This window comes from Kitasatospora sp. NPDC001683, assembly GCF_053596495.1.
Genome location: NZ_JBSFGK010000059.1, coordinates 12,898 through 39,253, shown reverse-complemented (window position 1 = coordinate 39,253; position 26,356 = coordinate 12,898). Strand labels below are relative to the sequence as shown.

Below are 26,356 nucleotides of genomic sequence, written 5' to 3'. Positions count from 1 at the left end.
AAGCCCTCGAACCCGACCAGGATGCTTCGGGACCGGTCCTGCGGTGGCGGAGGCCGGTCCCGAAGCCCTGTTCAGCTGCGCAGGCTCCACTGCTGGTTGCCCGCGCCCGAGCAGGCCCAGAGCTGGATCTTCGTCGCGTTCGCCGGGCCCGTGCCGGTGGCGTCCAGGCACAGGCCCGACCGCACTCCGGTGATCGCGCCGTCGGAGCCGATGTTCCACTGCTGGTCGGCCTGCCCGTTGCAGTCCGAGATCACCGCCGCGGCGCCGTTGCCGGTGCCCGAGGCGGCCAGGCACTTGTTGCCGTAGACCATGAGCTGCTTGCCTGCCGTGTAGGTCCACCGCTGGTTGGCCCCACCGTTGCAGTCCCACAGTTGGGTCTGCGTGCCGTTGGCCGTGGAGAGGGCGTTGATGTCCACGCAACGGCCCGACGCCCGGCCCACGATCTCCTGGTTGCCGCCGGCCGGGGGAGTGGAGGAGCCGAACTGGCTGAAGAACTTCCACACTTCGCCGGACGTCCAGGTGTGCCAGCCGTCGCAGGTGCACCCGTCGATCGGGCCGGGGTCGTGGCCCGCCCCGTCGAACGCGGCCCAGACGACCGGATGCCCGGACTTGCACCCGGAGTAGGCGGTGACGACGTGCGTCAGGCTGCCGTACGCCGGCTCGGTCGGGTTCTGCGGGCCGCAGCCGTTGTTCCTGACGAACTGGTCGCGCAGTGCCCGTCCCCCGCCGATGCCCAGACGTTGTCGCGGAGGCCGTGGAGCCCCATGTAGGCGATCGGGTGCGTCCCGCCGGCGCGGCCGCTGAGGTTCGCGTTCGAGTAGACCGCGACCGCACGGAAGACCGTCGGCCGGGCACAGGCGAGCGCGTAGGTCATCGAGCCGCCGTAGCGAAACCGGTGGAGAAGAGCTGGGTCTGGTCGATGCACAGGCCGGCTTCGAGCTGCCTGACCATGTCGTCGACGAAGGTGGCGTCCTGGCCGTTGGAGTTGGCCCAGCCGTTGCCGAGGCCCTGGGGCGCGACGAAGACGGTGCCATTGTTCGCGTTGTCCGCCAGCCGCCTGAGCCCGTAGTAGGACCAGTTGTACCCGTCGGTGCCACCGGAGTCGACGTCGTTGGCGGTGCCGCCCACCCAGTGGAACCCGAAGACCAGCCGGTACGGGTGGTTCCGGTCGTACCCGGCGGGGACCCTGAGGATGTAGCTGCGGCTCTGGCCGCCGCTGGCGATCGTGTGGGTGCCGCGCGCCACCTACGGTGCGCTGCCGCAGCCGCCGGTGCCGGCCGCTGCCCTGACCGGAGCGGCGGCCGCGGTGGAGCCGGTGCCCGGAGCCATGCCGATCACGGCCACGATGAAGGCCACCAGGGCCACGAGGGGCGCGAACGGGGATCTGCGTGTCATGCGCTCTGCCTTCACGCTGCGCTTCGGCAGCGGGGGTGTGGGCGGCCGGGCCGAGAGGTGGTCGGCCCGGCCGTGGCGGGGTCAGGAGGCGCGGGTGGGGCTGGTGCCGTCCAGGCCCATGAAGTGGATGGCGTAGGCGGCCATCTGCGTTCCCTTGACCGGCAGTTCGTGCCCGGCACCGGCGATGCTGTAGGACTCGACCTGCGTCTTGCCGGAGCGGTCGGTGTACCGGCTCCGGTTCCAGTTGGCGGCCGGGATGTCAGTGGACGACGGGTTCTGGCCCACCCCGAGGACGTTCGTCCACTGCTTGGTCTCCTCGCCGAGGTCGCGGTGGTTCAGGATCGGGTCGGTGGTGCCGTGCCACAGCTGCACGCGGGGCCGCGGCCCGGTGTAGCCGGGATCGGCACGGCGCACCAGGTCGCCCCACTGCTGCGGGGTCATGGAGACCTGGCCCCCGGCGCAGGGGCCGTTCCAGCCGCGCGTGGTGCCCGTGTAGAAGCAGTGGTAGGGCACGCCCATGAACGCCGCGCCCGCCTTGAACACGTCCGGGTAGTCCGCGAGCATGACGTTCGTCATCATCCCGCCCGAGGACTCGCCGGTGAGGTACACGGCGTCGCGGTTCCCGTTGTAGTGCTGCTCGACGTACGTGACCATCGACATCAGTCCGACCGGGTCACTGCCGCCGCCCCGCCGCAGCGCCTGGTCGGAGGAGACGTCCCAGCAGCTGCCGCCGGGGTTGGTCGAGGGGTAGATGACGACGAAGCCGTACCGGTCGGCCAGCGCTCCGAAGTCGGTGCTGGCGTACAGGTAGGGCCCGGAGCCCTGGCAGCCGTGCAGCGCCAGCAGCACCGACGGGTGCGCCTTGACGCGGTTGGGTACGTGCACGTACATCTGCAGGCCGGTCGGGTTGTTGCCGAAGTTCGTGACCTGGGTCAACGAGGCGGCGCCGGCCTGGGGCGCGGCGGCCAGGTTCGCCCCTAACGCGGCGCCGATGGCCAGGAGTGCGGCGAGCAGGCGGGACTTCAAGTGCCGGGAGCGCAGCATGGAACCTCTTCTTCGTGGAGTGCCGACGGCGGTGGCGGTAGCAGGCGTGCCCGGGGATCCCGCGGGTGTTCGCTCCCGGTCATGTGAGCGTTCACATTTGAGACGGAGCATCAGGATAGGGTGCCTGTCGGTGTTTCGGTGGTGTTTCGGACTGATGACGGTGCATCAGTGACCGCTACCTGTCAAGGAATGGACGGGCCCCTCCCCGGCAGCCCGGCGGTACGGCCGGTGGGCCCGGTTCTGCCGGTGAAAGTTTCACCGTGGCGGGGGCGTGCGAGGCGTCCGGGTGCTCCGGGCGGGGAGCGTGGCCCCGGATCGGTTCTGGGTGGCCGTCGATCCCGCACATGCCGTCCATTGATCCGATGAATCACGCCAACTTTACGGCTCCGGAGGGCGAACGCTGTCACAACTCTGTACAAACACCCGATCTCTGAGAGTTAGTCCACCTAATGTCATGGACGCATCCGGTGTTGAGGCACGTCCTCACGGAGAGGTGAAACCCTTGTTCCACAGTCCTTCTCGCGACGGCCGACCGCTCGGCCGGTGGCGAACCGCACTGGCCGGGCTCCTCGCCCTGGTCGGAGTCCTCACGGCGGTGCTGCTGCCCGCTGCCCAGGCCCAGGCGGCCGGGGCCGCGCCGACGGCCGCGGCCCCGGTGCCCTTCACCCCGGGAGCCGCCCGCACCGACCAGAACGGCAACACGCTCCAGCTCCACGGCCTGGGCATCGTCAAGGTGGGGAGCACCTGGTACGGCTTCGGCGAGGACAAGACCGGCGAGACGTCGGCGAACACCTCGTTCCAGGACATCCCCTGCTACACCTCCGACGACCTCGGCGGCTGGACCTACCACGGGGTGGCACTGGCCAAGCGGAGCAGCGGCGACCTGGGGCCGAACCGGATCGTCGAGCGGCCGAAGGTCATCTACAACGCGTCGACCGGCACGTACGTGATGTACGTGCACATCGACAGCGCCGACTACTCCGAGGCGAGGGCCGGCGTGGCGACCAGCCGCACCCCCTGCGGCCCGTACGTCTACCGCGGCAGCTTCCGGCCGTTGGGCAACGTCAGCCGTGACCTGGGCCTGTTCCAGGAATCCGACGGCACCGCCTACCTGCTGACGGAGGACCGCAACAGCGGCGGTCTGCGGATCGACCGGCTCTCCGCCGACTACCTCTCGGTGGACAGCTCGGTCGCGCTCCTGGGCGGTGGCAGCATCGAGGCCCCGGCCATGGCGAAGGTGGGCGGCATCTACTACCTGATGGGCTCCCACCTGTCGGGCTGGTACCTCAACGACAACGTCTACGCCACCGCCACCTCCCCGAGCGGACCATGGTCGCCCTGGAAGGACGTGGCCGCCCCCGGCACCAACACGTACGGGAGCCAGACCGCCAACATCATCACCGTCCAGGGCTCCTCGGGCAGCACGTACATCTACGCGGGCGACCGCTGGGACACCGGCGACCTGGGCGCCTCTGAGCTGATCTGGCTGCCGCTGACCGTCAGGGGGAGGACGCTGAACCTCGGCCAGTACCCCACCTGGTCCCTCGACACCTCCACGGGCACCTGGTCGGTCGGCGGCGGAATACCCTCTACCGGTACCTACACCCTCACCAACCAGGCGAGTTCGATGCTGCTGGACGTGTCCGGCGCCTCCACCGCGAACGCGGGCGCGGTCATCCAGTGGCCGTCGACCGGCGGTGCCAACCAGAAGTGGAAGCTCACCAGGCTGGCGGACAACGTCTACGCCCTGACCAGCGTCAACAGCGGACTGTGCCTGGACGTTCCCGGCTACTCGACCGCCACCGGCGTCCAGGTGCAGCAGTGGACCTGCAACGGCGGCACCAACCAGCAGTGGGCACTGGACCTCACCGGCAGCCTCACCGGCAGCACGTACGCGCTGGTCAACGCCGCCAGCGGCCTGACCCTGGGCACCGGCGGCTCGACCACGCAGGGAGCGGCGGTGGACCAGGAGACCGGCGGCAGTTCGAGCGCGGCCGGCGAGAGCTGGACCCTGTCCTGACCGGCTGACGGCGACGGGCCCGGCCGCCACCCGTTCGACGGGCGGCGGCCGGCGCCGTTCGTCCGGTCAGACGCACCAGAAGAGGAACTGCTTGCAGTCCGGGGTCGCCGTTGCCGTGGGGGTGGCCGGGCTGGGGGAGTGCCGGGTGGGCTGCGCCGCGGAGGGCGCCGCGGGCTGCGGAGCGGACGGCTCGGCCGGGGCGGCCGAGCGCGACGGCGCGGCGGTCGTCCGCGACGCGCTGGGTCGGGCACCGGCGGCCGACGGCTGCGCCGTGGGGCTCGCCGTACTCGGCGCGGCCGACGCCGCCGGGGGAACGCTCGCGGGCCCCGAGGCGGAGGGCCTGGCCGTCGTCGTGGATGCCGCGGCACTGTCCGACGGGAGCGGGACCGTCGCGCCGTCGCTCTGGCCGAAGGCCACCACGGCGGTGGCCAGTCCGCCCGCCGCCACACCGAGCGCGGCCAGGGTGAGCCGGGCTCCGCGCCGCCGGGTCCTTCGCCGCCGGGCCGTCCGGGGGGCGGGAGCCGCGGCGGGCGGGTCCGTGACCGGGCGTCCGGGCTCCTCCTGCGGGAGCGCCTCGCTCGGCCGCCCACAGCCGGGGCAGGAGAGCGCGCCGTTGAGATGCCGTTGGCAGAACGTGCAGTAGCTCATTCGATCTTCCGTAGGTGCCCGCATGCCGTGACGGGTGATCTGTGGAGCCTACGCAGAGCCGTCCCGCTCGCGACACCGGCCCGGCGCGAGGCTTCTGCGGAGATCACGTGTAGTTCGGGTGAGCACGAACCGGGTGGAGTGCACCGTGCTCCGCGGGGACCGGTGCCCGCTCGCCGGCGAGCACGGCCTCGGCGCGACGACTCGCCCTCGGCGGTCCAGATGCGGCCCGGGTTGTACTTGGTGGTGACCAGGCGGTGAAGGGGGTCGAGCGGGGTGGTGGCCAGGGCGCCGAGGTAGGCGTCGCCCAGGCCGAGCCTGAGGTACTGGGCGGCGAACACGGCCCGCCGACGTCCTCCACGCTGTCCAGGCCGTTGATGCGGCGGATGAACTCCAGGTTCGACGGGTTCCAGGGCGCGTCGTCGCGGACCGAGGCCGTGTAGCGGTCGATGGCCTCTTGGACGGTGGGGTCGTCCCAGGAGAGCGGGAGATGGACCTCCCGGCTGGGCACGGTCAGGTCGGCGGTCGCGGGGAGTGCTCCTCCGCCTCCTGGAGCAGACCGAGGAGGGTGCGCAGGAGGAGTGCGTCGGGATCGGTGTGCAGGTGCAGGGAGCGCACGCCCGGGGTGATGTCGACGAGTCCCGCCGGGCGCGGTGCGGGCAGGTGCTGGGCGAGGGCGTGGACGCGCATGCGCAGTGACAGGTCGAGGCTCATCGGACCGTACTCGACCAGGAGGTTGTCCTCGGCGCCGCGCCGGTGCGTCACCTCGGGGGCGGTGTCGGTGGCCGGGCGGCGGGCGAGGACGCCGCCGTCGTCGTCCGGCCGGGCGTTCGTGGGGAGGGCGAGCAGGGCGGGGGTGCGGCGCAGGGCGTCGGCATCCAGCGCAGTGCGCACGCCCTCGGGCTGCGCACGGTGGCGGTGTACTCCGACGCCGACCGCAACGCCCCGCACGTCCGGATGGCCGACGAAGCCGTACGACTCGGCCCGGCACCCGCCGGCGGCGGCGAAGGAGGCGTTCTCGGAGAGGAACCCGTAGCCGGGGTGGGCCGCTCCCGTACCGGTGGCCCGGGCGGCCTCCAGCAGCAGGTCGGCGCGCAGGTAGCTGTCCGCAGGGTGATCAGGTCGAGGTCGATGTTGTAGCGGGCGCCGTAGTGGGCGAGCGGGAAGCCGGTGACGAAGATGACCACGGCCGCCACGGCGATCGCCAGGAGCGCGTTACCGGTGCCGTGGGCCAGGCCGATGCCGGCGCCGATGGAGAAGTCGGCCATGTAGGCGATGCCGCCGAGCGCGGTGGTCGCCACCACCATCGGGGTCCGGCGACGGTAACTGCGGGGCGCGAAGCGGAGGGTGTAGTCCTCCAGGGTCTCCTTCGTCGCCTGGCTCTTCTCGGCGGCGGTGTCGCGTGGTCGTCGTCAGGTGTGACTCGGTGGTGCTCATGGCCAGCCCTTCCGGGGTGCGGTGGTGTGGGGCGGGGGTGCTGGGTGCGGGTGCGATGAGAGGTGGGGATTCAGAGGCGGTCGGCGTGCACGGCCATCTGGGACATGGCGCGCTGGGCGCGTTCCAGCACCACGGCCACCGAGTCGCCGACGGGGGCGTGCAGGGCCCGGTAGCCCTCGTCGAGGCGCCCGTCGCGACCGGGTCAGCTACCGGCACCCCGGAACCGACCGGTTCGCCCCGGAGGACGTGAGCCTCACCATCCCGGCCGGGACGGTCGTCGCCGTGGTCGGCGAGTACGGCTCCGGCAAGACCACGTTGGTCAAGCTGCTCAACCGGTTCTACCGGCCGGACTCGGGCCGGATCACCGTCGACGGGGTGGACCTCTCCGAGGGGCAGTGGCAGAAGACCGCCCTGGCGCGGGCGACCACGCGCCGCGAGCCGCTGCTGTTCGGGCTGGACGAGCCCACCGCCTCCCTGGACGTGCCCAGCGAACAGGAGGTCTTCCAGCGCCAGATGGCCCGGGCCCGCGAACTCGCCGCACGCACCGGGGCGATCACTGTGATCCTCTCGCACCGGTTCTCGACCGTCACCGGTGCCGACCTCATCCTGGTGCTCGACCGGGGACGCCTTGAAGAGATCGGCTCGCACCAGGAACTTCTGGCCCGGCAGGGGCGCTACGCCGAGCTCTACGGAATCCAGGCGACGGCCTACGCCGAATCCTGAGCGGCCCCCTTCGGCCGCTCGTCGCCGCGATACATGGGATGTGTCCACGGGTGAACCGGCCTCCGACGTGGGGGCGTGAGGCTGGGAGGTGGCGAACTGCCTGTTCACTTACGCCAGTCGACAAAGGAGTGTGATCGGATGCCTTCCGAGACATGGGATCACCTGCTACGTTGGCGGCGTGTCCCTGACTGACAAAGCCATCGCCCGCATCCGCCAGATGATCCGCGACGGCGAGCTGCCCCCGGGGTCGAAGCTGCCCCCGGAGCAGCAGCTGGCGGCGGAGCTCGGCCTGTCCCGGAACCTGATGCGCGAGGCGGTCAAGGCGCTGGTCGTCGCCCGGGTCCTGGAGATCCGACGCGGCGACGGCACCTACGTGACCAGCCTGGCCCCCGGCCTGCTGCTGGAAGGCCTCGGGGGCGCGGTCGAGCTGCTCCAGGGGGACACCGTCCTGGAACTCACCGAGGTGCGCAGGCTCTTCGAGCCGGTCGCCACCGCGCTGGCCGCCACCCGCATCACCGACGAGGACCTCGCCGAGGTGGAACGGCACCTGTCGGCCATGCGGGACGCCCAGGACGACGTGGAACTGCTGCTCCAGCACGACGCGGCCTTCCACCGCGCGGTGGTCCGCGCCACCCGCAACGAGACGCTGGCCACGCTGCTGGAGCACATCTCCGGGCGCACCCTCAGCGCCCGGGCCTGGCGGGGCCTGGCCGACGCGGACGCGGCCGGGCGGACCATCGCCGAGCACGAGGCGATCCACCAGGCCCTCGTCGCCCGCGACCCGAACCTCGCCCAGGCCGCCGCACTGATGCACGTCAACACCACCGAACGCTGGTTGCGCGACCACCTGGCCGAGGGGGAGCGGATCCCCGCCGCCCCGCGGCCGCAGCCGGACCACCCCCGTACCACCTGACCTGCCGTCCATCACTGGCCGAGGAGCGATCGCGGGTGAGAGTCGACGCGCACCACCACGTCTGGGAGTCGGGCCGACGCCCGCAGACCTGGCTCGACGAACCGGAGTCGGCGGCCATCCGGCGTGACTAATGCATGGACACCTATGCACACTGAAACGGCCTCAGTCGCCAGCAGTTCACAACCCCGCTGCGCTCGTGATCCGCTGGATCGACCCGGCGGACGGCGTGGCCGGGGCCGGCTTCGGCGCGACGCCCGTCATCGACGGCTTCGCCTCCGCCCGGCTCGACCACGAGCGGTGTCCTGCGACCGAGGAGCCCTGACGTGCCGACACCCCCGTCCGAGCGGCGTTCGCCACGGGAACGCCAGTACCGCCCCCTGACCGCCTTCTTCCGGCCCGTACGGACCCACGACGGGCATCGCACCGCCCACGAAGGGACGGACACCGTGCTGACGGACACCCAGCAGCCCGCTGCGGAAACCCTCTGGTTCCGCCGCCCCGCCGACGGCTTCCTGGAGGCGCTGCCGCTCGGCAACGGCCGCCTCGGCGCCATGACGTACGGGGGCGTGCACACCGAGCGGATCGAGCTCAACGCGGACACCCTGTGGTCCGGCGGGCCCGGCCCCCGGGACCGGGCGGGCGCCGCCGACCACCTGCCCGCCCTGCGCGAGGCGGTGCTGCGCCGCCGCGACCACGCCGCCGCCCACGCGATCGCCGCCGCCCACTTCGCCGGCCCCGACGCGGAGGCGTACCAGCCGCTGGCCACCCTCCTGCTCACCTTCCCGTCCTGCGGCGACGGCGATGCCGCCGCCTACCGCCGCACCCTGGACCTCGACGCGGCCGTGCACACGGTGTCGTTCACGGCGGGCGGGGTGCGGTACCGGCGCGAGAGCTTCGTCTCCGCCCCCGCAGGCGTACTGGCCGTCCGGCTCAGCGCGGACACGCCCGGCGCCCTCTCCTTCCACGCGAGCTTCACGACGCCCCACCCGGCCGCGGCCCCGGCCGCCGAACCCTACAGCGCCACCGTGTCGGTCCACGGACGTGCTCCGGTCCGCGTCGCGTCCTGGCACGGCGGGTCGACGGCGTACCGGGAGGACGAGGGCACGGGATTCGCGGCCGCCGTCAGGGTGCGCGCGGTGAACGGGAGCGTCGGCTCCGGCGACGACGGGATCGAGGTCACCGGTGCCGACGAGGCGGTGCTGCTGGTCGCCGTCGGCACCGGGTACCGCGACTGGCGGCGCCGGCCGGACGGCCCCGAGGCGGCGCTCGCCGAGGCCCACCGATGGCTGGACCAGGCCGGGACAGAGGAATTCGACCGGCTGCGCGCCGCCCACACGGCCGACCACCAGCGACTCTTCCGGGCAGCCGAACTCCGGCTCCACGACCGGGCGCCCCGGGCGGCAGCGGGGCTCGCGACCGACGAGCGCCTCGCCGCCGCGAACGCGGGCGGCGCGGACCCCGGGCTCGTGGCCCTGCTCTTCGCCTACGGCCGCTACCTGCTGATCGCCTCCTCGCGGCCCGGCACCCAGCCCGCCAACCTCCAGGGCATCTGGAACAACGACGTCACCCCGCCGTGGAACTCCGACTGGACGTCGAACATCAACCTCCAGATGAACTACTGGCCCGCCGAGACCACCGGCCTGGGCGAGTGCCACGGGCCGCTGTTCGATCTCGTCGCCGACCTCGCCCGGGCCGGGCGCTCCACCGCGCGGGCCTACTACGACGCGCCGGGCTGGTGCTGCCACCACAACGTCGACCTCTGGCGCGCCACCAACCCCGTACAGGGGGACCCGGTCTGGGCCCACTGGCCCATGGCCGGCCCGTGGCTGGCCGCCCACCTGTGGGACCACCACCTGTTCCACGGCGACCGCGCCTTCCTCGCCGACCGCGCCTACCCGGTCATGCGCGAGGCCGCCCGGTTCCTCGCCCACCTGCTGGTCAAGGATGCCGACGGCACACTGGTGACCTGCCCGTCCACCTCGCCCGAGCACCACTTCCGGCTCGCCGACGGGACCCTGAGCGCCGTCGACGCGGGCTGCACCATGGACTACTGGCTCGCCGCCGAACTCCTCGACAACACCGTCACGGCCGCCCGCGAGCTGGGCGTCGACCACGAACTGGCGGCGGAACTGGCCCGCCTCCGCGCCCGGCTGCGGCCCCCGGCCCTCGCCGGCGACGGGCGCCTGCTGGAATGGCGGGACGACCTCCCCGAGGAGGACCCCGGCCACCGCCACCTCTCCCACCTCTACGGCCTCTACCCGGGCAGCGCCGTCGACCCGCTCGGCGACGACACCCTCCTCGACCCGGCCCGCCGCGCCCTGGACCGCCGCCTGCAACACGGCGGGGGTGGCACCGGCTGGAGCCTCGCCTGGGTCGCCGCGCTCGCCGCCCGCCTCGGCGACGGCGCCCTCACCGGGCAGGCCGTCGAGCGCCTGCTCGCCACGTCGATCGCCCCCAACCTGTTCGACCTGCACCCGCCCCGGCTCTTCCAGATCGACGGCAACCTCGGTATCACCGCGGCCATCGCCGAGTCGCTGCTGCAGAGCCACAACGGCGTCCTGCGGCTGCTGCCCGCACTGCCGCCGTCCTGGCCGGACGGCGACGTCCGCGGCCTGCGTGCCCGGGGCGGGCTCACGGTCGGCCTGAGCTGGCGCCGGGGTGTGCTGACCGGAGCGGAACTGCGGGCCGCCCGGGACGTCACGGTCGACCTGCACCTGCCCGACCGGACGGGCCTTCCCGTCGTGACCGATGAGCAGGGCAACCTGGCTGCGGTGGCTGCGGTGACCACGGCTCCGGACGACGGGCGACGGCTGCGGCTGCGGCTGGCGGCCGGTAGCTGCCACCGGCTCGCCTACCCGGGACCGGACGTCGGCCACTGACCGTTCTTGGCGTTGTCGGCCAGTGTTGGCCGAACCGCCGCAGACCGGGCCGGTGATGGCCTGGTGACCTCGCGAACGGTCTTCGAGGTCGGGGAGCAGCGCGAGTTGGCCACCGCGGCGCCGTGGTGCCGGGTGACCGTGTGGGTGGTGGTTTGGAGGCTCAGCGGGGTCTTCCGGTCGGCGACCCGGGGCGCGGTGGCCGGTGGAGTGTTGACAGCGTGGCTAGGTTTGGATCATGAGCGAACGCGGGGCGGACGGCAGTGCAGGGGATGCGGACTACGGCACGATAGGCGGTGGGTACGCCACCTACCGGCAGCCGGACGCAAGGATCGAGCAGGCGATCACCGCCGCCTTGGGTGGGGCGCGCACGGTGGTCAATGTCGGGGCCGGGGCGGGGTCATACGAGTCGGCGGCGCTGGAGGTGACGGCGGTTGAGCCGTCGGCGTCGATGCGTGCCCAGCGCCCCGCGCACCTGTCGGCCGCCGTTGATGCCGCGGCCGAGAACCTGCCGTTCCGCGATGATGCGTTCGACGCGGCGATGACCACCTTCAGCGTGCACCAGTGGAGCGACTTCAAGGCAGGGCTGCGCGAGATGCGCCGGGTGGCACGCGGCCCGGTCGTCGTGCTGACCTGTGACCCTGATCTCGTTCGGGACTTCTGGCTGTACGAGTACGCGCCGGAGGTGCTGGACACGGAGGCGCGCCGGTATCCGGTGATCGCGGAGCTGGCCGAGGTTCTCGGCGGACGCACGACGGTGACCCGGGTGCCGATACCCGTTGATTGCACCGACGGCTTCAACGAGGCGTACTACGCGCGCCCCGAGATGCTGCTCGACCCCGGTGCTCGACAGGCGTGCTCGGCGTGGAGCTTCGTCGACGAGCAGTCGCGCGAACGATTCGCCGCGAATTTGCGGGGCGACCTGGACAGCGGAGCATGGGACGCCCGGTTCGGCGCCCTACGGCAACAGCCCTTTTACGAGGGCTCGTTGGTTGTGATCCGGTCCGTTCCGGCCTGATACCCGCGTCGCAGCTCCGCTCGCGTCGTGACGTGAGAAGGGCCGCACGGGTTGGGTGAGTTGTGACTCCTGCCTGGGCTCGTGCGGCCTGCTCCCACCAGTCCTGTCAGTCCTGCGCGGCGGGTGACTGAGCCTGTGCTTCGATCACCAGCGCGTGGCCGGGGCGGTTGGCCAGACCCGGGGCGGCCAGGCCGACCTGGGCCAGGTACCGCCCGGTCAGGGTGAGCGGGGACGTCCGCCGTGCCCAGGCGGGCCAGGTCTCCTCGGGGGACGAGAGTTCGGGGCGCACCCGCAGGGCGTAGCGGGTCGCGGGCTCCAGCCCCTGGAGGCGGACGGGCGCGCCGTTCTCGGCGACGGAGGTGTCCAGCTGGACGTAGGCGAAGACGGCGTGGGTCCGGTCCCGGGAGACGACGCCGTGGACCCAGGCGGCCGGGTCGGGGTGATCAGTGCGGACGACGTCGCCGCCGTGCAGCAGCGGCCGCAGTTGCTTGTAGGCCCCGACCCACGCGGTCAAGGCGGTCAGGTCCTCCTGCGGCCAACCGGAGATGTCGGATTCGATGCCGGCGTGGCCGAACAGGGCGGTGGCGCAGCGGAAGGCGAGTGCGGTGTCGCGGTGGCTGATGTGGGCGGGGGCGGAGCCGACGTGGGAGCCGATCAGCTCGTAGGGCAGCAGCAGGCTGGTCCAGCGCTGGATGGCCTGGCGCTCGATCGGGTCGATGTTGTCCGATCCCCAGATCCGGTCGGTGCGCTCGAGGATGCCGAGGTCGGCGCGGGCCCCGCCGGAGGAGCAGGACTCGATCTCCAGCCCGGGACGGCGGCCCCGCAGTTCGTCCAGGAGCCGGTAGACCGCCGTCGTCTGCGCGTGCACGCCGGGTCGGCCGGCGTGGACGGCATCGGCGAGGTCGCGGTTGTGGTCCCACTTGATGTAGTCGATGCCCAGGTCCCCGACGAGGGTGCTGATCCGCTCCAGCAGGTAGGCGTAGGCGTCGGGATGCGCGACGTCCAGGACGTGCTGGCTGCGCTGCTCGAACGGGAGGCGTTCGGGGTCGGCGAGGAACCAGTCGGGGTGGGCGCGGGCCAGGTCGGAGTCGGGGTTGACCATCTCGGGCTCGAACCAGAGGCCGAACTGCATGCCGAGGCCGTGGACGTGGTCGGCGAGCGGGCGCAGTCCGTCGGGCCACACCTTCTCGTCGACGTACCAGTCGCCGAGGCCGGCCCGGTCGTGGCGGCGGTGGCGGAACCAGCCGTCGTCCACGACGAACCGTTCCACGCCGACCGCCGCCGCGGTCTGCGCGAATGCGCGCAACCGCTCGGGGTCGTGGTCGAAGTAGACCGCCTCCCAGATGTTCAGGGTGACCGGCCGGGCGCTGGTCGGGTGCTGCGGCCGGGCCCGGAGCATCTCGTGGAATCCTCGGCTGATCCCGTCCAGACCCGTGCCGGAGGTCGCGAAGTACACCCACGGGGTCCGGTAGGACTCGCCCTCCGTCAGCCGGATCTCGCCCGCGTCCAGCAGTTCGCCGGCGCCGAGGACCGTCGTCCCGTCGGCCAGCCGCTCCGCGTACTGGACGTGGTTGCCGCTCCAGGCGGGGTGCACGCCCCAGACCTCGCCGTGCCGGAAGCCGAAGCCCTCGGTGCCGGCGAGCAGCAGCCCGGCGTCGAAGCCGGTGCGGCCGCGGCGGCTCTCCCTGGACCAGACGCCGTGCCGCAGCGGGGAGCGCTGCGGGGAGCGCTCACGGGCCCAGCGGCCGGCGAAGTCCAGCAGTTGCGCGGCGTGGGCGGGGACGGGCAGCACGCACGCCAGCACGTCCAGGGTGTAGGTGTCCGTCGCCGTGTTGGTCAGGGTGTGCCGCAGCCGCACCACGCCCTGCTCCGTCATCTGCAGCTCGGTGTCCAGCGCGAGCCCCGCGCCGGGGTCCAGGGCCCGCACGTGGACGGTGCCGCCCCGGCCGTCCCGGGCGTGTACGGCGACCGGTTCGGCGAGTTCGAACCGCAGGGGGCGGACCCGGCCGTCGCGGTGCCCGGCCAGCGCCGGACGTCCGAACCAGCCCCAGCCCCGCCCCTGGGAGGGCATCAGGCTCCCGGCCTGGTGGCGTGAGGTCCGGCCCATGGCGTCGAGCACCTGCGCGGCGTCACCGGCGCGGAGGCCGGGATCGACGCCCCAGTGCAGCACCCGGGGCAGTTCGGGGCCGGTGGTGTCGAGCGCGAGGGCCGCGTCACCGGCCGACAGCACGACGAGGTTCGCCTCAGTCATTTCGTCCTCGTTCAGGGGGTGTGCGGTCACGGTAGCGGTCAACGAGCCGTGTCGTGCCGTGCCCGTACTGGGTTGTCCGTCTTTTGGCCCTTGCTATGTGAACGCTAACAGTATGCTTCTGTCCGGTGCGTTGACCCAGCGTCGGTTCCCCGCGCGGGCAGGTCGATTCCAGGCCTGACCGGCAGAGTGCACTCGTAGGGATAGCACGTCCGCCGTTGCGCAAGGGCTTGTTCCCTCTGGGACGGAGTTGGCCTTGGTCTCGGCCTCGGTCAGCTCTCAGTCGCCGCCGCACGCACAGAGGTTGCCACGATCGGGAAATGTTCTTCGGACGCCTGGAGACCGCCACGGCGAGGGGGCGCCCGCCACTGACTTCGGGCAGTGATCTTCCCTCCGTCGGCGGCCCCGGTCTGTCGGGCGGGTGACCGATCGGCTTTGAGGATCCCATTGCCGATTCCTCGCCGGATTCTTCCCGCCCAGGGGTTTCGGCGGCCCGCCCATCCCTCTTTTCGCGCTACCCGTTGACTGAGGCCCGTCACCGCTGCTTTTCTTCGGTTCACGCCCCCTGCCGAAGCCCCCGGGCCGGCGGCCGGCGCTGGTACCGCTGCTCCACCATCGCTTGGTGCTCAGTTCGCTGACGCGGCGTCGGTCATTGCGCGTCAGCCCCCCACAGCACTACCGGCTAGCACGGGCCGCCCCCGATTCTACGCGCCTCTCGCCCGTGTGATCGCCGTACCCCGTCATGCCACGAGCCGTCATCCGGGCCGACCGGCGCCGGAGACGGCGGGAGAGAGGATCCCCCACACATGGGCGTTCCCCGTAGCCGTGCGAGCAGAAGGCTGGCCCTGGCCGCCGTCGCCTCGCTGTCCCTCGTCACCGCCGCGCTGACAACCGGCGGCGCCGCCCAGGCGGCGGACCAGCCGGTGTCGTCGCAGAACGGCACCGTGACCAACCCGTACAGCCCCGCCTACCAGCACCCCTACCGGCACGGCGCGGTGCCCACCATCGCGCAGAACGAGAAGATCAAGCAGTGGGCCGCCACCCATCAGGAGACCAGCGCCGATGCGGCCACCGGCCCCCAGACCCTCTCCTACGGCGGAGGGATCGACGGCATCGGTGTCCAGAGCGGCCACTCCAAGGTCTACCTGGTCTTCTACGGCAACCAGTGGGGGACCCAGAGCACGGACGCCAACGGGAACGCGAAGTTCTCCGGGGACTCGGCCGGTGCGGCGGGCGCCGCCCAGCAGATGTTCAAGGGCATCGGCACCGGCAACGAGCTGTGGTCCGCGGACCTGACGCAATGGTGCGACGGGCCCAACGTGGCCGTGGGCGCCACCAGTTGCCCCTCGAACGCGAACTTCATCCCGTACCAGGCCGGCGGGGTGCTGGCCGGCGTGTGGTACGACAACGCGGCGGCGTCGCCGAGCGCGGCCACCGGGCACCAGCTCGGCCAGGAAGCCGTCAACGCGGCGGCGCACTTCGGCAACACCACGGCGGCGGCCAACCGGGACGCCTACTACGTGATCATGTCGCCGCACGGCACCAACCCCGACAACTACCAGGGCCAGTACTGCGCCTGGCACGACTACAACGGTGACACCACGCTCACCGGCGGCGCGGTGACCTCCCCGTACGGCGACGTCGCGTTCAGCAACCAGCCCTACAACATCGACTCGGGCTCCGGCTGCGGCGTCGGCTTCGTCAACTCGCCCGGCACGCTGGACGGTTTCACGATGACCCTCGGCCACGAGTGGCACGAGATGATGTCCGACCAGAACCCGGCCGGCGGCTGGACCAACCACGTGTCGGGCAGCTCGTACAACGGCCAGGAGAACTCCGACGAGTGCGCCTGGCTGTCCCCGGGCACCACGGGCGGCGCGGCCAACATCACCTTCGGCAGCTTCGGCACCTGGGCCGAGCAGGCCAGCTGGTCGAACGACACCAACTCCTGCGCGATCTCCCACCCGATCGTGGGCGGCGGCTCGACGGGCAACACGGTGACGGTCACCAACCCCGGCAACCAGACCACCGCGCAGGGCGCCTCGGTCAGCCTGCAGATCCAGGCCAGTGACTCGGCCTCCGGCCAGAGCTACACCTACTCGGCCACCGGCCTGCCGACCGGTCTGTCCATCAACTCCGCGACCGGCCTGATCACCGGCACCGCCACCACCGCCGGCAGCTACAACGTCACCGCCACCGCCAAGGACACCACCGGAGCCACCGGCTCCACCAGCTTCGGCTGGACGGTCAGCGGCAGCGGCGGCTCCTGCACCCCGGCCCAGCTGCTCGGCAACCCCGGCTTCGAGACCGGCTCCGCCGCGCCGTGGACCGCGACCAGCGGCGTCATCGACAACTCGTCGTCCGAGCCCGCCCACAGCGGCTCCTGGAAGGCCTGGCTGGACGGGTACGGCACCTCGCACACCGACACCCTCTCCCAGGCCGTCACCATCCCGACGGGCTGCAAGGCCACCCTCAGCTACTGGCTGCACATCGACACGGCCGAAACCACCACCACGGCCCAGTACGACAAGCTCACCGTGACCGTCAACGGCACCACGGTGGCCACCTACTCCAACCTCGACCACAACACCGGCTACGCCCAGAAGACGGTCGACCTGTCGGCCTACGCCGGGCAGAGCGTCACCCTCAAGTTCACCGGGGTGGAGGACTCCTCCCTCCAGACCAGCTTCGTGATCGACGACACCGCGATCCAGACCAGCTGACCCCGGTCCGCGTCCCGGCGCCGGGCCCGGCGGCTCCCAGCCGCCGGGCCCATCCCGCAGCGGCGGATTCCCGCACCGCCTCGCCCCGGGCAGCAGACTCACCGGTTCCACCCCCACGCCCCCGTTCCCGGTACCTGCCGGGAACGGGGGCGTCGAACCGTACCCAGGCTCGTCAGATCTGCTCAAGCAAACTGTCGCTGTGTGCGCAGCCCTTCGCGGCGGTGATGCCTCGTGGCACCACCGCCGCGCACGTCCGGTCGCGTCACGGGTGATGGTCCGGCGGGGGCGGCAGGGTGTCGGCGCCCGGTGCGGTCTCCGGCCAGACCAGCAGGACGGGGCAGGGGGCGTGGTCGACGACGAAGCGGGTGGCGGGGCCGAGGCTGTGCGGCCCCAGGCGGGTGCGGTCGCCGTCGCGGGCGAGGACCAGCAGCCCGGCCCCCTCCGCCGCCGCGACGACCTCGCGCTCGGTGCGCCCGGTGCGCTCCAGCCGGGTGCAGGGCCGTCCGAGCCGGTCCGCCGCGGCGTCGAGCAACTGCCGTGCGGAGGCGGTGGCCAGCTCCTCCACCCGGTCGCCGGGGTCGCGCTCGCGGTGGCCGCGCCCCAGCAGACCGGCGAACGCCCCGTGCGCGAGGCCGGGGACGTCCTGGCCGCTGACGTGCAGCAGGACGATCTGCGCGTCCTGCGGCGCATGGGCGCGGGCGGCGTCCACGCAGGCGGGCCAGGTGCCCTCGGTGATCCAGACGACTACCGTCACAACGGTCAGCCTCCTCACGCTCCGATGATCTGCAGGGACCCCCACAGTGCCACCACGGCCAGCACCAGCGCAGCGGGCACGACGAGCAGCCCGAGCCGGGTGAACTCACCCAGGCCGACGTCGGTGTCGTGCTCACGCACGATCCGCCGCCACAGCAGGGTGGCCAGCGAGCCGGCGTAGGTGAGGTTGGGGCCGATGTTCACCCCGAGCAGCACCGCCAGAACGGCACCCGAACCGGACGGGACGGCCAGCGGGAGCAGGACGAGGGTGGCTGGCAGGTTGTTGATGACGTTCGCCAGGACGGCCGCCAGCGCTGCGACGCCGAGCAGCGCCGGCAGCGAGGTCCCGTGCGGGACGAGGTGCCCGAGCGCGGAGGCCAGCCCGTTGTCGACCACCGCCCGCACCACGACGCCGAGCGCGAGGACGAAGGCCAGGAACGGCACGGCGGCCGAGCGCACGACCGCCGCCGGGGTGGTACGGCGCTGGACGAGCGCCCGGACGGCGAGCACCAGGGCGCCCGCCAGCGCCGCCCAGGCCGGATCGATCCCGACCACGGAGGTCAGGACGAACCCGGCGAGCGTGCCCGCCACCGTGACGAGGGCGAACAGCGGCGTCTCCGGCGCCCGCGCCCCGGCCGGAGCCGGGGCACCCGCGTCCAGGTCGGCGGCGAAGAACCGGCGCAACACCACGTACTCCACCGCGATGGCCGCCAGCCACGGCAGCACCATCAGCGCCGCGAACCGGGTGAAGCTCAGCCCGCTGGCGGCGAAGGCCAGCAGGTTCGTCAGGTTGGAGACCGGCAGCAGCAGCGAGGCGGTGTTCGACAGATGCGTACAGGCGTAGAGGTGCGGCTTCGGGCGGGCACCCAGCCGGGCCGCCGTGGCGAACACCACCGGTGTCAGCAGCACCACGGTGGCGTCCAGACTCAGCACCGCCGTGATCACCGACGCGACCGCGAACACCTGCACCAGCAGCCGCCGCGCACTCCCCGCCGAGGTACGGGCCATCCACGCCCCGCAGGCCTGGAACAGGCCCTCGTCGTCGCACAGCTGCGCCAGCACCAGCACGGCCGCCAGGAACCCGATCACCGGCCCCAGCCGCTGCGCCTCGGCGACGGCGTGCCCGGCCGGGATCGCGCCGGTGGCGACCACCAGCCCCGCCGCCGGAACGGCGACCACCGCCTCCGGCCACCCCCACGGCCGCACCACCGCGCAGACCAGCACCAGCACCAGCAACCCGACGGACAGCGCCTCGGCGAACGACGTACTCAGGGCCTTGCTCCTCGTGGCTGGTGGTGACGGCAGCTCCTATCGAACCAGAGAGCCCCGACCGGCGCCCGGCCGCCCACCCGGACGTCGGCCAACCGGACAGCGAGCCGCTCGCGATCAACCGGCCCCGTCCGCTCCCAAGAGCCTCCTCCCGCAGGGCGACTCCGAAGGGCCAGAACCTTCGTCTTCCACGCAGCACCGCCTCACGAAGCTCTACCTGCATCGAGCCCCCTTCGGCGTTCGTGACACACCCACTCGTAGAACCTCATGTCGAGCGCAACGCCCGGCCGCTGACGGGTGCCGGGTCTGCGTGACGTGGATAGGCGCGAACGGTGCCGGCTACGTCAGCGGCAGGGCGTACACCGTGGCGCCGTGTTGGGCGATCAGCCGTTGTCCGTCGGTGGTCAGCAGCCAGTCGTGCGAGGAGTCGGATCCGGTGCGGAAGGTCCACCGGATCCGGCCCGTGGCGGTGTCGATCGCGTAGAGCCCGCTGGCGCCGGTCGGAACGACGAGCGTGCGGGCGACCACCTGGGCCTGCACGGGGGCGACCGTGCCATCCGGGAGCCCGCAACTCCACAGCTTCTCACCGCTGCCCGCGCGGAACGCGTGGACGTCGGTGTCGGCCGCGGTCGCGTAGACCACCCCGTCGGCGACGGTCGGCGGGGTGTAGGCGCTCTGCCTGTCCGCCGGTGGCTCGACGGACCAGAGTTGCTTGCCGTCGGCGAGCCGCAGGGCCTGCAGCCCGCGCTGTCGGTACGCGCAGTAGACCCGCTCCCCGTCGCAGCACATCGGGTGGCCGAGCGGGGCCCCCGTGCTCACCGACCACACCTCGCGGCCGTCGGCGGTGCTGCGGCAGACCAGGTTCCCCTTGTCGTCGCCGTAGAGCACGTGGTCGGGCGCCATCAGCGAGCTCACGCCCGGTTCGGGCGCCGTCCGCCGCTCCGAGAACCAGGACACCGCCCCCGTCTCCGGGCTGAAACCGGCCACCCCGCGCAGGTCGGCGCCGCGGTCGGCCAGCGTGTAGACGCCGTGGTCGTCGGCGCCGAGCAGCTGGGTCGGCGCGGTCGCGGTGGCGGTGTACCTCCAGCGCTGTGCCCCCGACTTCAGGTCGTGGCCGACCAGGTCCCCGGCGACGGTGAAGAACGCGGTTCCGTGAGCCGCGGCCAGTTGGTACGTGCTCGCGTCCCGGATCCGCCACCGTTCCTTGCCTGAGGCGCTGTCCAGCGCGAACACCGAGTCGCCGCCGAGCAGCACCGTGCCATCGGCCACCAGCGGAGGGGCGTTGAGAGCACCGATCGCGTCGTACGTCCAGACCGGCTTCGGCGCGGCGTCCGGCCCCGGACTGCGCGACGGCGGCCGGGAGTCCGTGTCGTCGGGGGAATTCGGGCCGGATGTGGCGGAGCCGGTCGCCCCACCACTCCGGTCGGTCAGCCGCCAGGCTGCCGCCCCGCCGGCCACGACGGCGGCCAGCGCTGCGGCGCCGCCCAACAGGACGGCCCGGCGGGGCCGTCCTTCCGACTGCGCTGCGGCGGTGGCCACGGCGCCGGGCCGCTGACCGGGCCTCGGGGTCTCCAGTTCGAGTACGGCGGCCGACTGTACAGCGATCGCCGTTGCGACGGGCGCGGGCAGCCAGTCGACCGCCGCCCCGGCCGACAGGCGCTCCTGTAGTTCGACGAGTGCGGGTCGCCGCTCCGGCTCCTTGGCCAGACAGTGCTCGACGAGCGGCCGCAGACCGTCCGGAACGTCGGCCAGGTCGGGCCGCTCGTGGACCACCTTGTACAGCTGCACGGCCGGACCGGAGTCGCTGTCGAACGGGCCCCGACCGGTCGTGGCGAACACCAGCACCGAACCCAGTGAGAACACGTCCGACGCCGGGCCCACCACCTGACCGTTGGCCTGCTCGGGTGACATGAAGCCGGGTGTGCCGATCGCGACCCCGGTACGGGTCAGGCGGTCGCCGTCGACGGCACGGGCGATGCCGAAGTCGACCACCCGCGGCCCGTCGGCGGCCAGCAGCACGTTGGAGGGCTTGAGGTCACGGTGGACCAGCCCGGCTCGGTGGACGGCGGCCAGAGCACGGGCCAGTGCGTCTCCGAGCGTGCGCACCGACGCCTCGGGCAGCGGGCCGTACCGCCGGACGGCCTGACTGAGCGAGGGTCCCGGCACGTACGCCGTGGCCAACCACGGCTGAGCGGCGTCCGGGTCCGCATCGACGACCGCCGCCGTATGCGCCCCGTCCACCCGCCGCGCAGCCGCCACCTCCCGCGCGAAGCGGACCCGGAACTCCTCGCCGTCCGCCAGCTCCGGGCGCACCAGCTTGACCGCGACCGTCCGACCACCCGCCGACCGGGCGAGGTACACCCGGCCCATCCCGCCCGCACCCAGCACCCCGAGCAGCCGGTAGGGGCCCACCTCCGCCGGGTCGTCCCCGGCCAGCGGCTGTATCGGCATGGTGGTTCGGCTCCCTCAGGGCTGGTCTGTTCCCGGCGGGTCAGCCCGCCGCAGCCCAGGAGTGTAGAAGAGCGATGGGGGTGCCTTGTCCCGCCCCCGCCGGATGAACGGCCGGGCGGGCCCGCCCGGGTCAGCCCGCGCTCGCGGACGGACCCCCGAAGGCTGTCCACGAGTGCACGAACGATCGGGTAGCGACAGCCTCGGCCGAAACGGTCATCTCCTTCGTCAGGTGCTACTTCCTTGATCGGGAGTTACACCGGTCTTTTGACTCTGCCGGTCCGCGAGCCTGTCGCGACGTGCCGCGGCAAAGCCAGAATCGGCACCCCGGACGACGCCCCCCGGCTCTTCCCCGGAGGCCACCCCGGACACCCCCACGCGCGCGAAGCCGTGGCCACCACCATCGCCCACCGGGAAGCCCTGACGGGCATCAACTGGGACCGGCTCGTCAAGGCCGGCTACGCCTGGGGTCGGCCCGTGGGACTGGTGAGCTCGTATGTCGAGGTGTCGCCCATTCTCCGGCGGCCGTCGGCCTCGGTCACCGTGAGTCGTCGATGGTGCTCTGCTGATCAGTCCGTGGGGACGCGCGCATCGCGACTGCTCACCGAGCGGCCTGTACATCGCTTCCGGGCGTCGGCGGAGCCATCGCCTCGCCGCAGGCTTTCGGGTAGCCATGCCGCTCGTTGCCGTCGAGCAGGTCGTTCACCGGTCCCGCTGAGCTCCGGCTCCTCCATGGCCTTCGGGATGATGCCTTCCTCCTCGGTGAGGTCGGGCCGACCCAGCCAACCCGCACGGCAAAGATCACAAGACACCCGCTGTCGGCCCGACGGATAAGGTGACGGCCGATCAAGCATCGATACCGAGGACGGCGACAGTGCAGCTCAGGACGACCATCACAGCAGACAGCGTGGCGCAGTGGTTCGGCGCCGACGATCTGATCCGGGTCCCGACCAGCGCCCTGCCCGACGATCTGGTCCACGAACCGACCCGGCGTTTCCTGAGCGAGGTCGGCCTGCCCCGCGAGGGCGGCGCGTACGTACGCCTCCACACCGACCCGGCCGTCTGGCTGCGGCCGGTCTCGGGCCGGCTGGAGCAACCGACCGCCGGCGCGGACCACCTGCTCGTCCTTGGGGAGTGTGGTGGCCATCCGCCGATCTTCGGCGACTGGCTCGTGCTGGACTCCGTGACCGGTCAAGTGTTCATCGTCGATGGGAGGTGCAGCGCGGGCAGCGAGTTGGTCACCGACCTCGTGGCGAGCGACCTGTCCGTGCTGGTCACGTTCGTGCACGAGCTGGAAGCCCTCCGCGCGACCGCCGCCGATCCCACGGCGCACGACGGCCGACGTGGCCGGGATGTGATGACCGAGGTGACCAGGGCGGTCTGCGAGCGAATGCAAGCCACCGACCCCGCGGTGTTCACGCAGTACAGTGACGCCCCGCACTGGACCGCCGTCCTGGCGGGCTACGGCCTGCTCTGGGCCGCCCGCCGCAATCACGACGCAGCCGAGTCCCTTGCCTTCGACATCACACCCGAGCTGATGGAGGACCTCGTCATGCTCCCCGTCAGCCCCGAGGACCTGCCGCCGACCCTGCGGCACGAGCCCACCCGCCGCCTGCTCACCACCGTCGGGTTGCCCACGAGCGGCTACCTGCGAGACAGCGAGGCGCGCCCGCTCGTCACCTTGCGCGACTCCGGCTCCTGGCAGGCGGACGACGATGGCGAGCCGCACTGCCCGGCCCAGCGCGACCTCATCCGCCTAGGCGCGGCCGGACAGGATTACGAGATCCTGCTGGACGGAGCCACCGGCCGTATCGAGGCGGTCGAGGGCGAGGACTTGGAGGACTGCGCCTCCGACTTGCTCCACACCGACCTGTCCGCCTTCTACCTGGCCATCTGGACTCTCACCAGGCTCGCCGAGCTGTGGGACGCCATGCAGAACGAGGACGAGGACTTCGACGACTACGAGGACGACTACAAGGACGAGTTCAAGCTCGACCCCTACAATCCGGGGCCCACCGACTGGAACGCCTTCTTCGGAAAGTTCACCCTCGAACGGATCGCCCTGGACTTGCTCGCCCAGCTCGACGCCCCGTCCGTGGCACACGACGACACCCTCTGGAACGTCTGCGCCAACGACAGCAACTACGGCTACCTCCTCGGCTGAGCCCGGCCTGGAGCGCGCCCTGCCGTCGCCTGCAACGCACGTCAGGGAGGGAAGGGGCCCTGGGCACTGGCCCGGATCACGTCATCGATGCCGACCTCCTTCCTCCGCGACCACTCGCAGCGTGCGACCTCGCGTCGCGCCTCAGAAGCGATTCCCAATGCGGATGGCACGCCTCCTCATCGAACTGTCGCGTGTGTCGACCTCGTTCGGGTGACCGATCGCTGATCGACGCATAGGGACATCGACGACCTCCTCGCGGGCGACGGCCGCGCGCCGCGCGGCCTCCGCCACCTCCGCACACAGCGAGCGTGAACACAGCGGATCCAGCCTGCCTACCCGGCGACGACTACATGCCTGAACAGTGAAGACTTGAAGCTACGTCCGCTTTGGGAATCGCTTCTGGACCCATCCCCGACCGCGCCGCTTACCAGCAGCACGTCAGCCGCCTTCTCCAGGCCATCGGCCCCAAGGCCCAGGCTGGCCTCAGCCCCAGCTGCGCTTCAAGTACCGCCTCACCCAGGCCGACCGGATGAACCGCTTCGTCGCCCTCCAACGCCTCCACCACGCCGCCCGCCGCACCCGCGAGGCCGTCGGCCGCCGCTGAGGCCGGCCACGGCCGCATACGCCCCGGTCGCGCCCGCGGACCCGCGAGCCGGTCGCCGACACGCGTCATCATCCGCCGCTACCGGCCGCGGCGGATGATGACTCCGCGGCCGGGCGGCCGACACGATGGTCAGTACGGCCGCGAGACGACCGTGGGCACAGTCATGGCTCTACTGGAAGTGAACCGTGCCGGGCGGCGGGGCCGGCAGGCAGTCCGGGCCCGATCCGTCCAGCAGACCCGCCGTGATCACGCCGTAGGCGTGGGAGGGGTCGGCCTTGGCGAGGGGGAAGCCCACCATGAGCAGCTTGCCGGCGGGGATCTTGCCGGGGCGGATGTACAGAACGGTCTTGCCGTCTTCCCCGCCGATGTCCCAGCCGTCGGCCGGCAGGCTGGTGTCGCCGGGGGAGGGGTGCGCCGAACCGGGCGGGGCCGAGCGCGGCGTTTCGCCGCGGGGCGGCTGCGGGTTCGGGGAGGTGGACGGGGACGAGGACGGGCTGGGGGACGCGGTCGGGTCGGGACCGCCCCACGGGGTGGCGCAGTCGGGGTCACCGGCCAGCACGCGGCTGTGAACGCCGATGCGGTCCAGGTCCTTCTGCAGCTTGCCCAGGTCGATCTTCCCGGCCGGGTTGACGATGGTGAGTTTGACGAGGTCGCTCCCGTCGTTCTGCAGGGTGTAGGCGGCCGCGGGCTGGCTCGGCAGCACGGTCAGGGCGACGCCTGCCACGGCGGCGGCCAGACCCGAGGCCAGACCGACCGGGACCCAGCGCACGCGGACGCCACGGCGGGGTCGGGCCGTGGCCGACTGGTCGGGGTGCGGGCTCTCCGCCCGCTGCTGGACATGGTTCTTGAGCTCGTGCATCAACCGCTCCTCGAAGCGTTCGGCGTTCATTCAGGCCTCCACAAGGGACGGGGGGGACGGAGAGGAATCGGGATTGGCGCCGGGCTGCTGGAGGGCCTTGCGAGCCCGGTGCAGCCGGACCCGGGCAGCCACGGTGCTGGTACCGAGTGCCTTGGCGGCCTCGGAGACGCTCAGACCGTCAACCGCCACCAGTTCCAGCACCTCCCGCAGTCCGCGCGGCAGCAGAGCGATGCGTTCCAGCAGCTGTCGCGAGGCGCGCTCGGCGTCGATGCGCTCCTCCAGCCGTGCGATGTCATCGCCGTCCAGCAGCCGGTGGCCGGCTATTCGGCCCTCCGCCGCCCAGATCCGCGCCGCGCGCCGTTCCTGGGACGCGGCCACGTTGCGGGCGATGCCGTGCAGCCAGGCGATCGGCGTGCCCAGCTGCGGCCGGTACCCGCCGGCGGCGGAGATCGCCGCGAGGAAGACCTCGGTGACCAGGTCGGCCGCAGCGTGCGGGTCCCGGGTCCGCCGGGTCGCGTACCGCAGCACCGCTTGCACGTGCTCCCGGTAGAAGGCCTCGAACGCCTCTGGATCCTCACCGATCCGCGCGACCAGACCGCTGTCCGGCGGTTTCCTCACATCGACTCCCTTGTCTGTCCGTCCCCCACATCTCCTCTTGGCGACGCACGACCGGAGCGTTACATCCGAACCAGAATCGACTTTGAGGCCCCGGTACTCAGAGGGCTGGCATGTGAGGCGATGTCATGTCTGTCGTCACTGGACCGAGAATGACTTCGCCGGTGCCGCCCTGGCGGTCGACTTCCTCGACCGGCTGTTCGGTGCTGGTCTACCTGATGCGCCCGCAGGTCTGCGTCACGGTCCGCTACCCCGGGCAGGACCGGCTGGACGAGTCCGCGACGGCAGCGGCCGTCGCCCGGGACATCGGCGCCGAGCTGGTGGTCATCGAGCCGACCATCCAGGACTTCACCCGCGCGCTGCCGGAGATCATGCACGCGCTGGACTACCCGATGGGCAACGCGTCGACGTTCTCCGAGCACATGGCCTGCCGGGCGGTCGCCGAACGGGCCTGCGGGTGGTGGTCGGCGGACTCGGGCCAGACGAGTTCCTGATGGCTACGTCCGTCACGCGCTCGTCCTCTTCGGCCCGGACGCGGTGCTGGGCGCGGGGCTAGAGGCCTACCGGCCGCTCGCGTCCAAGCTCGTGAACGAGGCGGGCGG

At 72.1% G+C, this 26,356-nt stretch carries 17 protein-coding genes and 5 pseudogenes; 11 read left to right on the top strand and 11 right to left on the bottom strand.

Annotation, left to right across the window (positions count from 1 at the left end; genetic code table 11):
- Positions 1–71: 71 nt before the first annotated feature.
- Together ACWCYO_RS27540 and ACWCYO_RS27535 are read right to left on the bottom strand one after the other, a co-directional pair.
- Positions 72–1,329, bottom strand: a pseudogene (locus tag ACWCYO_RS27540) (ricin-type beta-trefoil lectin domain protein).
- A gap of 147 nt (positions 1,330–1,476) precedes the next feature.
- Complete coding sequence (locus tag ACWCYO_RS27535; protein ID WP_449785688.1) at positions 1,477–2,439, bottom strand: extracellular catalytic domain type 1 short-chain-length polyhydroxyalkanoate depolymerase; 963 nt, start codon at positions 2,437–2,439, stop codon at positions 1,477–1,479.
- Between the two features lie 502 nt (positions 2,440–2,941).
- Here ACWCYO_RS27535 and ACWCYO_RS27530 point away from each other — a divergent pair.
- Positions 2,942–4,459, top strand: a complete 1,518-nt coding sequence (locus ACWCYO_RS27530; protein WP_449785687.1) for an RICIN domain-containing protein — start codon at positions 2,942–2,944, stop codon at positions 4,457–4,459.
- A gap of 91 nt (positions 4,460–4,550) precedes the next feature.
- Positions 4,551–5,102: a hypothetical protein gene (locus tag ACWCYO_RS27525; protein WP_449785686.1), complete on the top strand. Its 552-nt coding sequence runs from the start codon at positions 4,551–4,553 to the stop codon at positions 5,100–5,102.
- A 211-nt stretch (positions 5,103–5,313) separates the two neighbouring features.
- Here ACWCYO_RS27525 and ACWCYO_RS27520 read toward each other — a convergent pair.
- Positions 5,314–5,992, bottom strand: a pseudogene (locus ACWCYO_RS27520) (carboxyltransferase domain-containing protein); the annotation flags it as partial.
- On the opposite strand from ACWCYO_RS27520, the pseudogene ACWCYO_RS27515 reads away from it, so the two are divergent.
- Positions 5,981–6,100: pseudogene (locus ACWCYO_RS27515) on the top strand (biotin carboxylase N-terminal domain-containing protein); the annotation flags it as partial. The pseudogenes ACWCYO_RS27520 and ACWCYO_RS27515 sit on opposite strands and share 12 nt — an antisense overlap.
- A 21-nt stretch (positions 6,101–6,121) precedes the next feature.
- Here ACWCYO_RS27515 and ACWCYO_RS27510 read toward each other — a convergent pair.
- Both ACWCYO_RS27510 and ACWCYO_RS27505 read right to left on the bottom strand, forming a co-directional pair.
- Positions 6,122–6,184 (bottom strand): annotated as a pseudogene (locus tag ACWCYO_RS27510) (hypothetical protein); the annotation flags it as partial.
- A gap of 32 nt (positions 6,185–6,216) precedes the next feature.
- Positions 6,217–6,541 (bottom strand): annotated as a pseudogene (locus ACWCYO_RS27505) (allantoin permease); the annotation flags it as partial.
- A 246-nt stretch (positions 6,542–6,787) separates the two neighbouring features.
- Here ACWCYO_RS27505 and ACWCYO_RS27500 point away from each other — a divergent pair.
- From ACWCYO_RS27500 to ACWCYO_RS27480, 5 genes are all read left to right on the top strand, one after another.
- A complete protein-coding gene (locus tag ACWCYO_RS27500; RefSeq protein ID WP_270140105.1) occupies positions 6,788–7,264 on the top strand; it encodes an ABC transporter ATP-binding protein in 477 nt (158 codons plus the stop codon).
- A 178-nt stretch (positions 7,265–7,442) separates the two neighbouring features.
- A complete protein-coding gene (locus ACWCYO_RS27495) occupies positions 7,443–8,177 on the top strand; it encodes a FadR/GntR family transcriptional regulator (RefSeq protein WP_449785685.1) in 735 nt (244 codons plus the stop codon).
- Between the two features lie 196 nt (positions 8,178–8,373).
- Entirely contained in the window at positions 8,374–8,499 is a 126-nt protein-coding gene (locus ACWCYO_RS27490) for a hypothetical protein (RefSeq protein ID WP_270140101.1), read from the top strand.
- A 1-nt stretch (position 8,500) separates the two neighbouring features.
- The gene (locus tag ACWCYO_RS27485; RefSeq protein WP_449785684.1) at positions 8,501–11,056 is read left to right on the top strand and encodes a glycosyl hydrolase family 95 catalytic domain-containing protein; all 2,556 of its coding nucleotides are present in this window, start codon (positions 8,501–8,503) and stop codon (positions 11,054–11,056) included.
- Positions 11,057–11,291: 235 nt separating this feature from the next.
- Positions 11,292–12,071 carry a class I SAM-dependent methyltransferase gene (locus tag ACWCYO_RS27480; RefSeq protein WP_449785683.1) on the top strand — a complete coding sequence of 260 codons (780 nt, stop codon included), beginning with the start codon at positions 11,292–11,294 and terminating at the stop codon, positions 12,069–12,071.
- Between the two features lie 106 nt (positions 12,072–12,177).
- Here the strand turns inward: ACWCYO_RS27480 and ACWCYO_RS27475 are convergent, their stop codons facing one another.
- A complete protein-coding gene (locus ACWCYO_RS27475; RefSeq protein WP_449785682.1) occupies positions 12,178–14,322 on the bottom strand; it encodes an alpha-galactosidase in 2,145 nt (714 codons plus the stop codon).
- An 803-nt stretch (positions 14,323–15,125) separates the two neighbouring features.
- Here ACWCYO_RS27475 and ACWCYO_RS27470 point away from each other — a divergent pair.
- The gene (locus tag ACWCYO_RS27470; protein ID WP_449785681.1) at positions 15,126–17,042 is read left to right on the top strand and encodes a putative Ig domain-containing protein; all 1,917 of its coding nucleotides are present in this window, start codon (positions 15,126–15,128) and stop codon (positions 17,040–17,042) included.
- Between the two features lie 262 nt (positions 17,043–17,304).
- Here ACWCYO_RS27470 and ACWCYO_RS27465 read toward each other — a convergent pair whose 3' ends face one another.
- From ACWCYO_RS27465 to ACWCYO_RS27455, 3 genes are all read right to left on the bottom strand, one after another.
- Complete coding sequence (locus tag ACWCYO_RS27465) at positions 17,305–17,796, bottom strand: universal stress protein (RefSeq protein WP_449785680.1); 492 nt, start codon at positions 17,794–17,796, stop codon at positions 17,305–17,307.
- A gap of 14 nt (positions 17,797–17,810) precedes the next feature.
- On the bottom strand, positions 17,811–19,067 hold the full coding sequence (locus tag ACWCYO_RS27460) for an SLC13 family permease (RefSeq protein ID WP_270150742.1): 1,257 nt from the start codon (positions 19,065–19,067) through the stop codon (positions 17,811–17,813).
- Between the two features lie 336 nt (positions 19,068–19,403).
- Positions 19,404–21,515, bottom strand: coding sequence for a protein kinase domain-containing protein (locus ACWCYO_RS27455; protein ID WP_449785679.1), 2,112 nt, complete (start codon positions 21,513–21,515; stop codon positions 19,404–19,406).
- An 871-nt stretch (positions 21,516–22,386) separates the two neighbouring features.
- On the opposite strand from ACWCYO_RS27455, the gene ACWCYO_RS27450 reads away from it, so the two are divergent.
- Positions 22,387–23,676 carry an SUKH-4 family immunity protein gene (locus tag ACWCYO_RS27450; protein ID WP_449785678.1) on the top strand — a complete coding sequence of 430 codons (1,290 nt, stop codon included), beginning with the start codon at positions 22,387–22,389 and terminating at the stop codon, positions 23,674–23,676.
- 773 nt (positions 23,677–24,449) lie between these two features.
- On the opposite strand, the gene ACWCYO_RS27445 is transcribed toward ACWCYO_RS27450, so the two are convergent.
- Both ACWCYO_RS27445 and ACWCYO_RS27440 read right to left on the bottom strand, forming a co-directional pair.
- Complete coding sequence (locus tag ACWCYO_RS27445) at positions 24,450–25,169, bottom strand: hypothetical protein (protein WP_449785677.1); 720 nt, start codon at positions 25,167–25,169, stop codon at positions 24,450–24,452.
- Positions 25,170–25,757 (bottom strand): RNA polymerase sigma factor, encoded by a 588-nt coding sequence (locus ACWCYO_RS27440; protein WP_449785676.1) that lies wholly within the window; start codon positions 25,755–25,757, stop codon positions 25,170–25,172.
- A 149-nt stretch (positions 25,758–25,906) separates the two neighbouring features.
- On the opposite strand from ACWCYO_RS27440, the gene ACWCYO_RS27435 reads away from it, so the two are divergent.
- The gene (locus ACWCYO_RS27435) at positions 25,907–26,248 is read left to right on the top strand and encodes an asparagine synthase-related protein (RefSeq protein WP_270140085.1); all 342 of its coding nucleotides are present in this window, start codon (positions 25,907–25,909) and stop codon (positions 26,246–26,248) included.
- Positions 26,249–26,356: the final 108 nt, after the last annotated feature.

Coding starts and splice junctions, on each gene's coding strand:
- ACWCYO_RS27535 (WP_449785688.1), bottom strand. CDS start 2,439: ATGCTGCGCTCCCGGCACTTGAAGTCCCGCCTGCTCGCCGCACTCCTG.
- ACWCYO_RS27480 (WP_449785683.1), top strand. CDS start 11,292: ATGAGCGAACGCGGGGCGGACGGCAGTGCAGGGGATGCGGACTACGGC.
- ACWCYO_RS27475 (WP_449785682.1), bottom strand. CDS start 14,322: ATGACTGAGGCGAACCTCGTCGTGCTGTCGGCCGGTGACGCGGCCCTC.
- ACWCYO_RS27470 (WP_449785681.1), top strand. CDS start 15,126: ATGGGCGTTCCCCGTAGCCGTGCGAGCAGAAGGCTGGCCCTGGCCGCC.
- ACWCYO_RS27455 (WP_449785679.1), bottom strand. CDS start 21,515: ATGCCGATACAGCCGCTGGCCGGGGACGACCCGGCGGAGGTGGGCCCC.
- ACWCYO_RS27445 (WP_449785677.1), bottom strand. CDS start 25,169: ATGAACGCCGAACGCTTCGAGGAGCGGTTGATGCACGAGCTCAAGAAC.
- ACWCYO_RS27435 (WP_270140085.1), top strand. CDS start 25,907: ATGACTTCGCCGGTGCCGCCCTGGCGGTCGACTTCCTCGACCGGCTGT.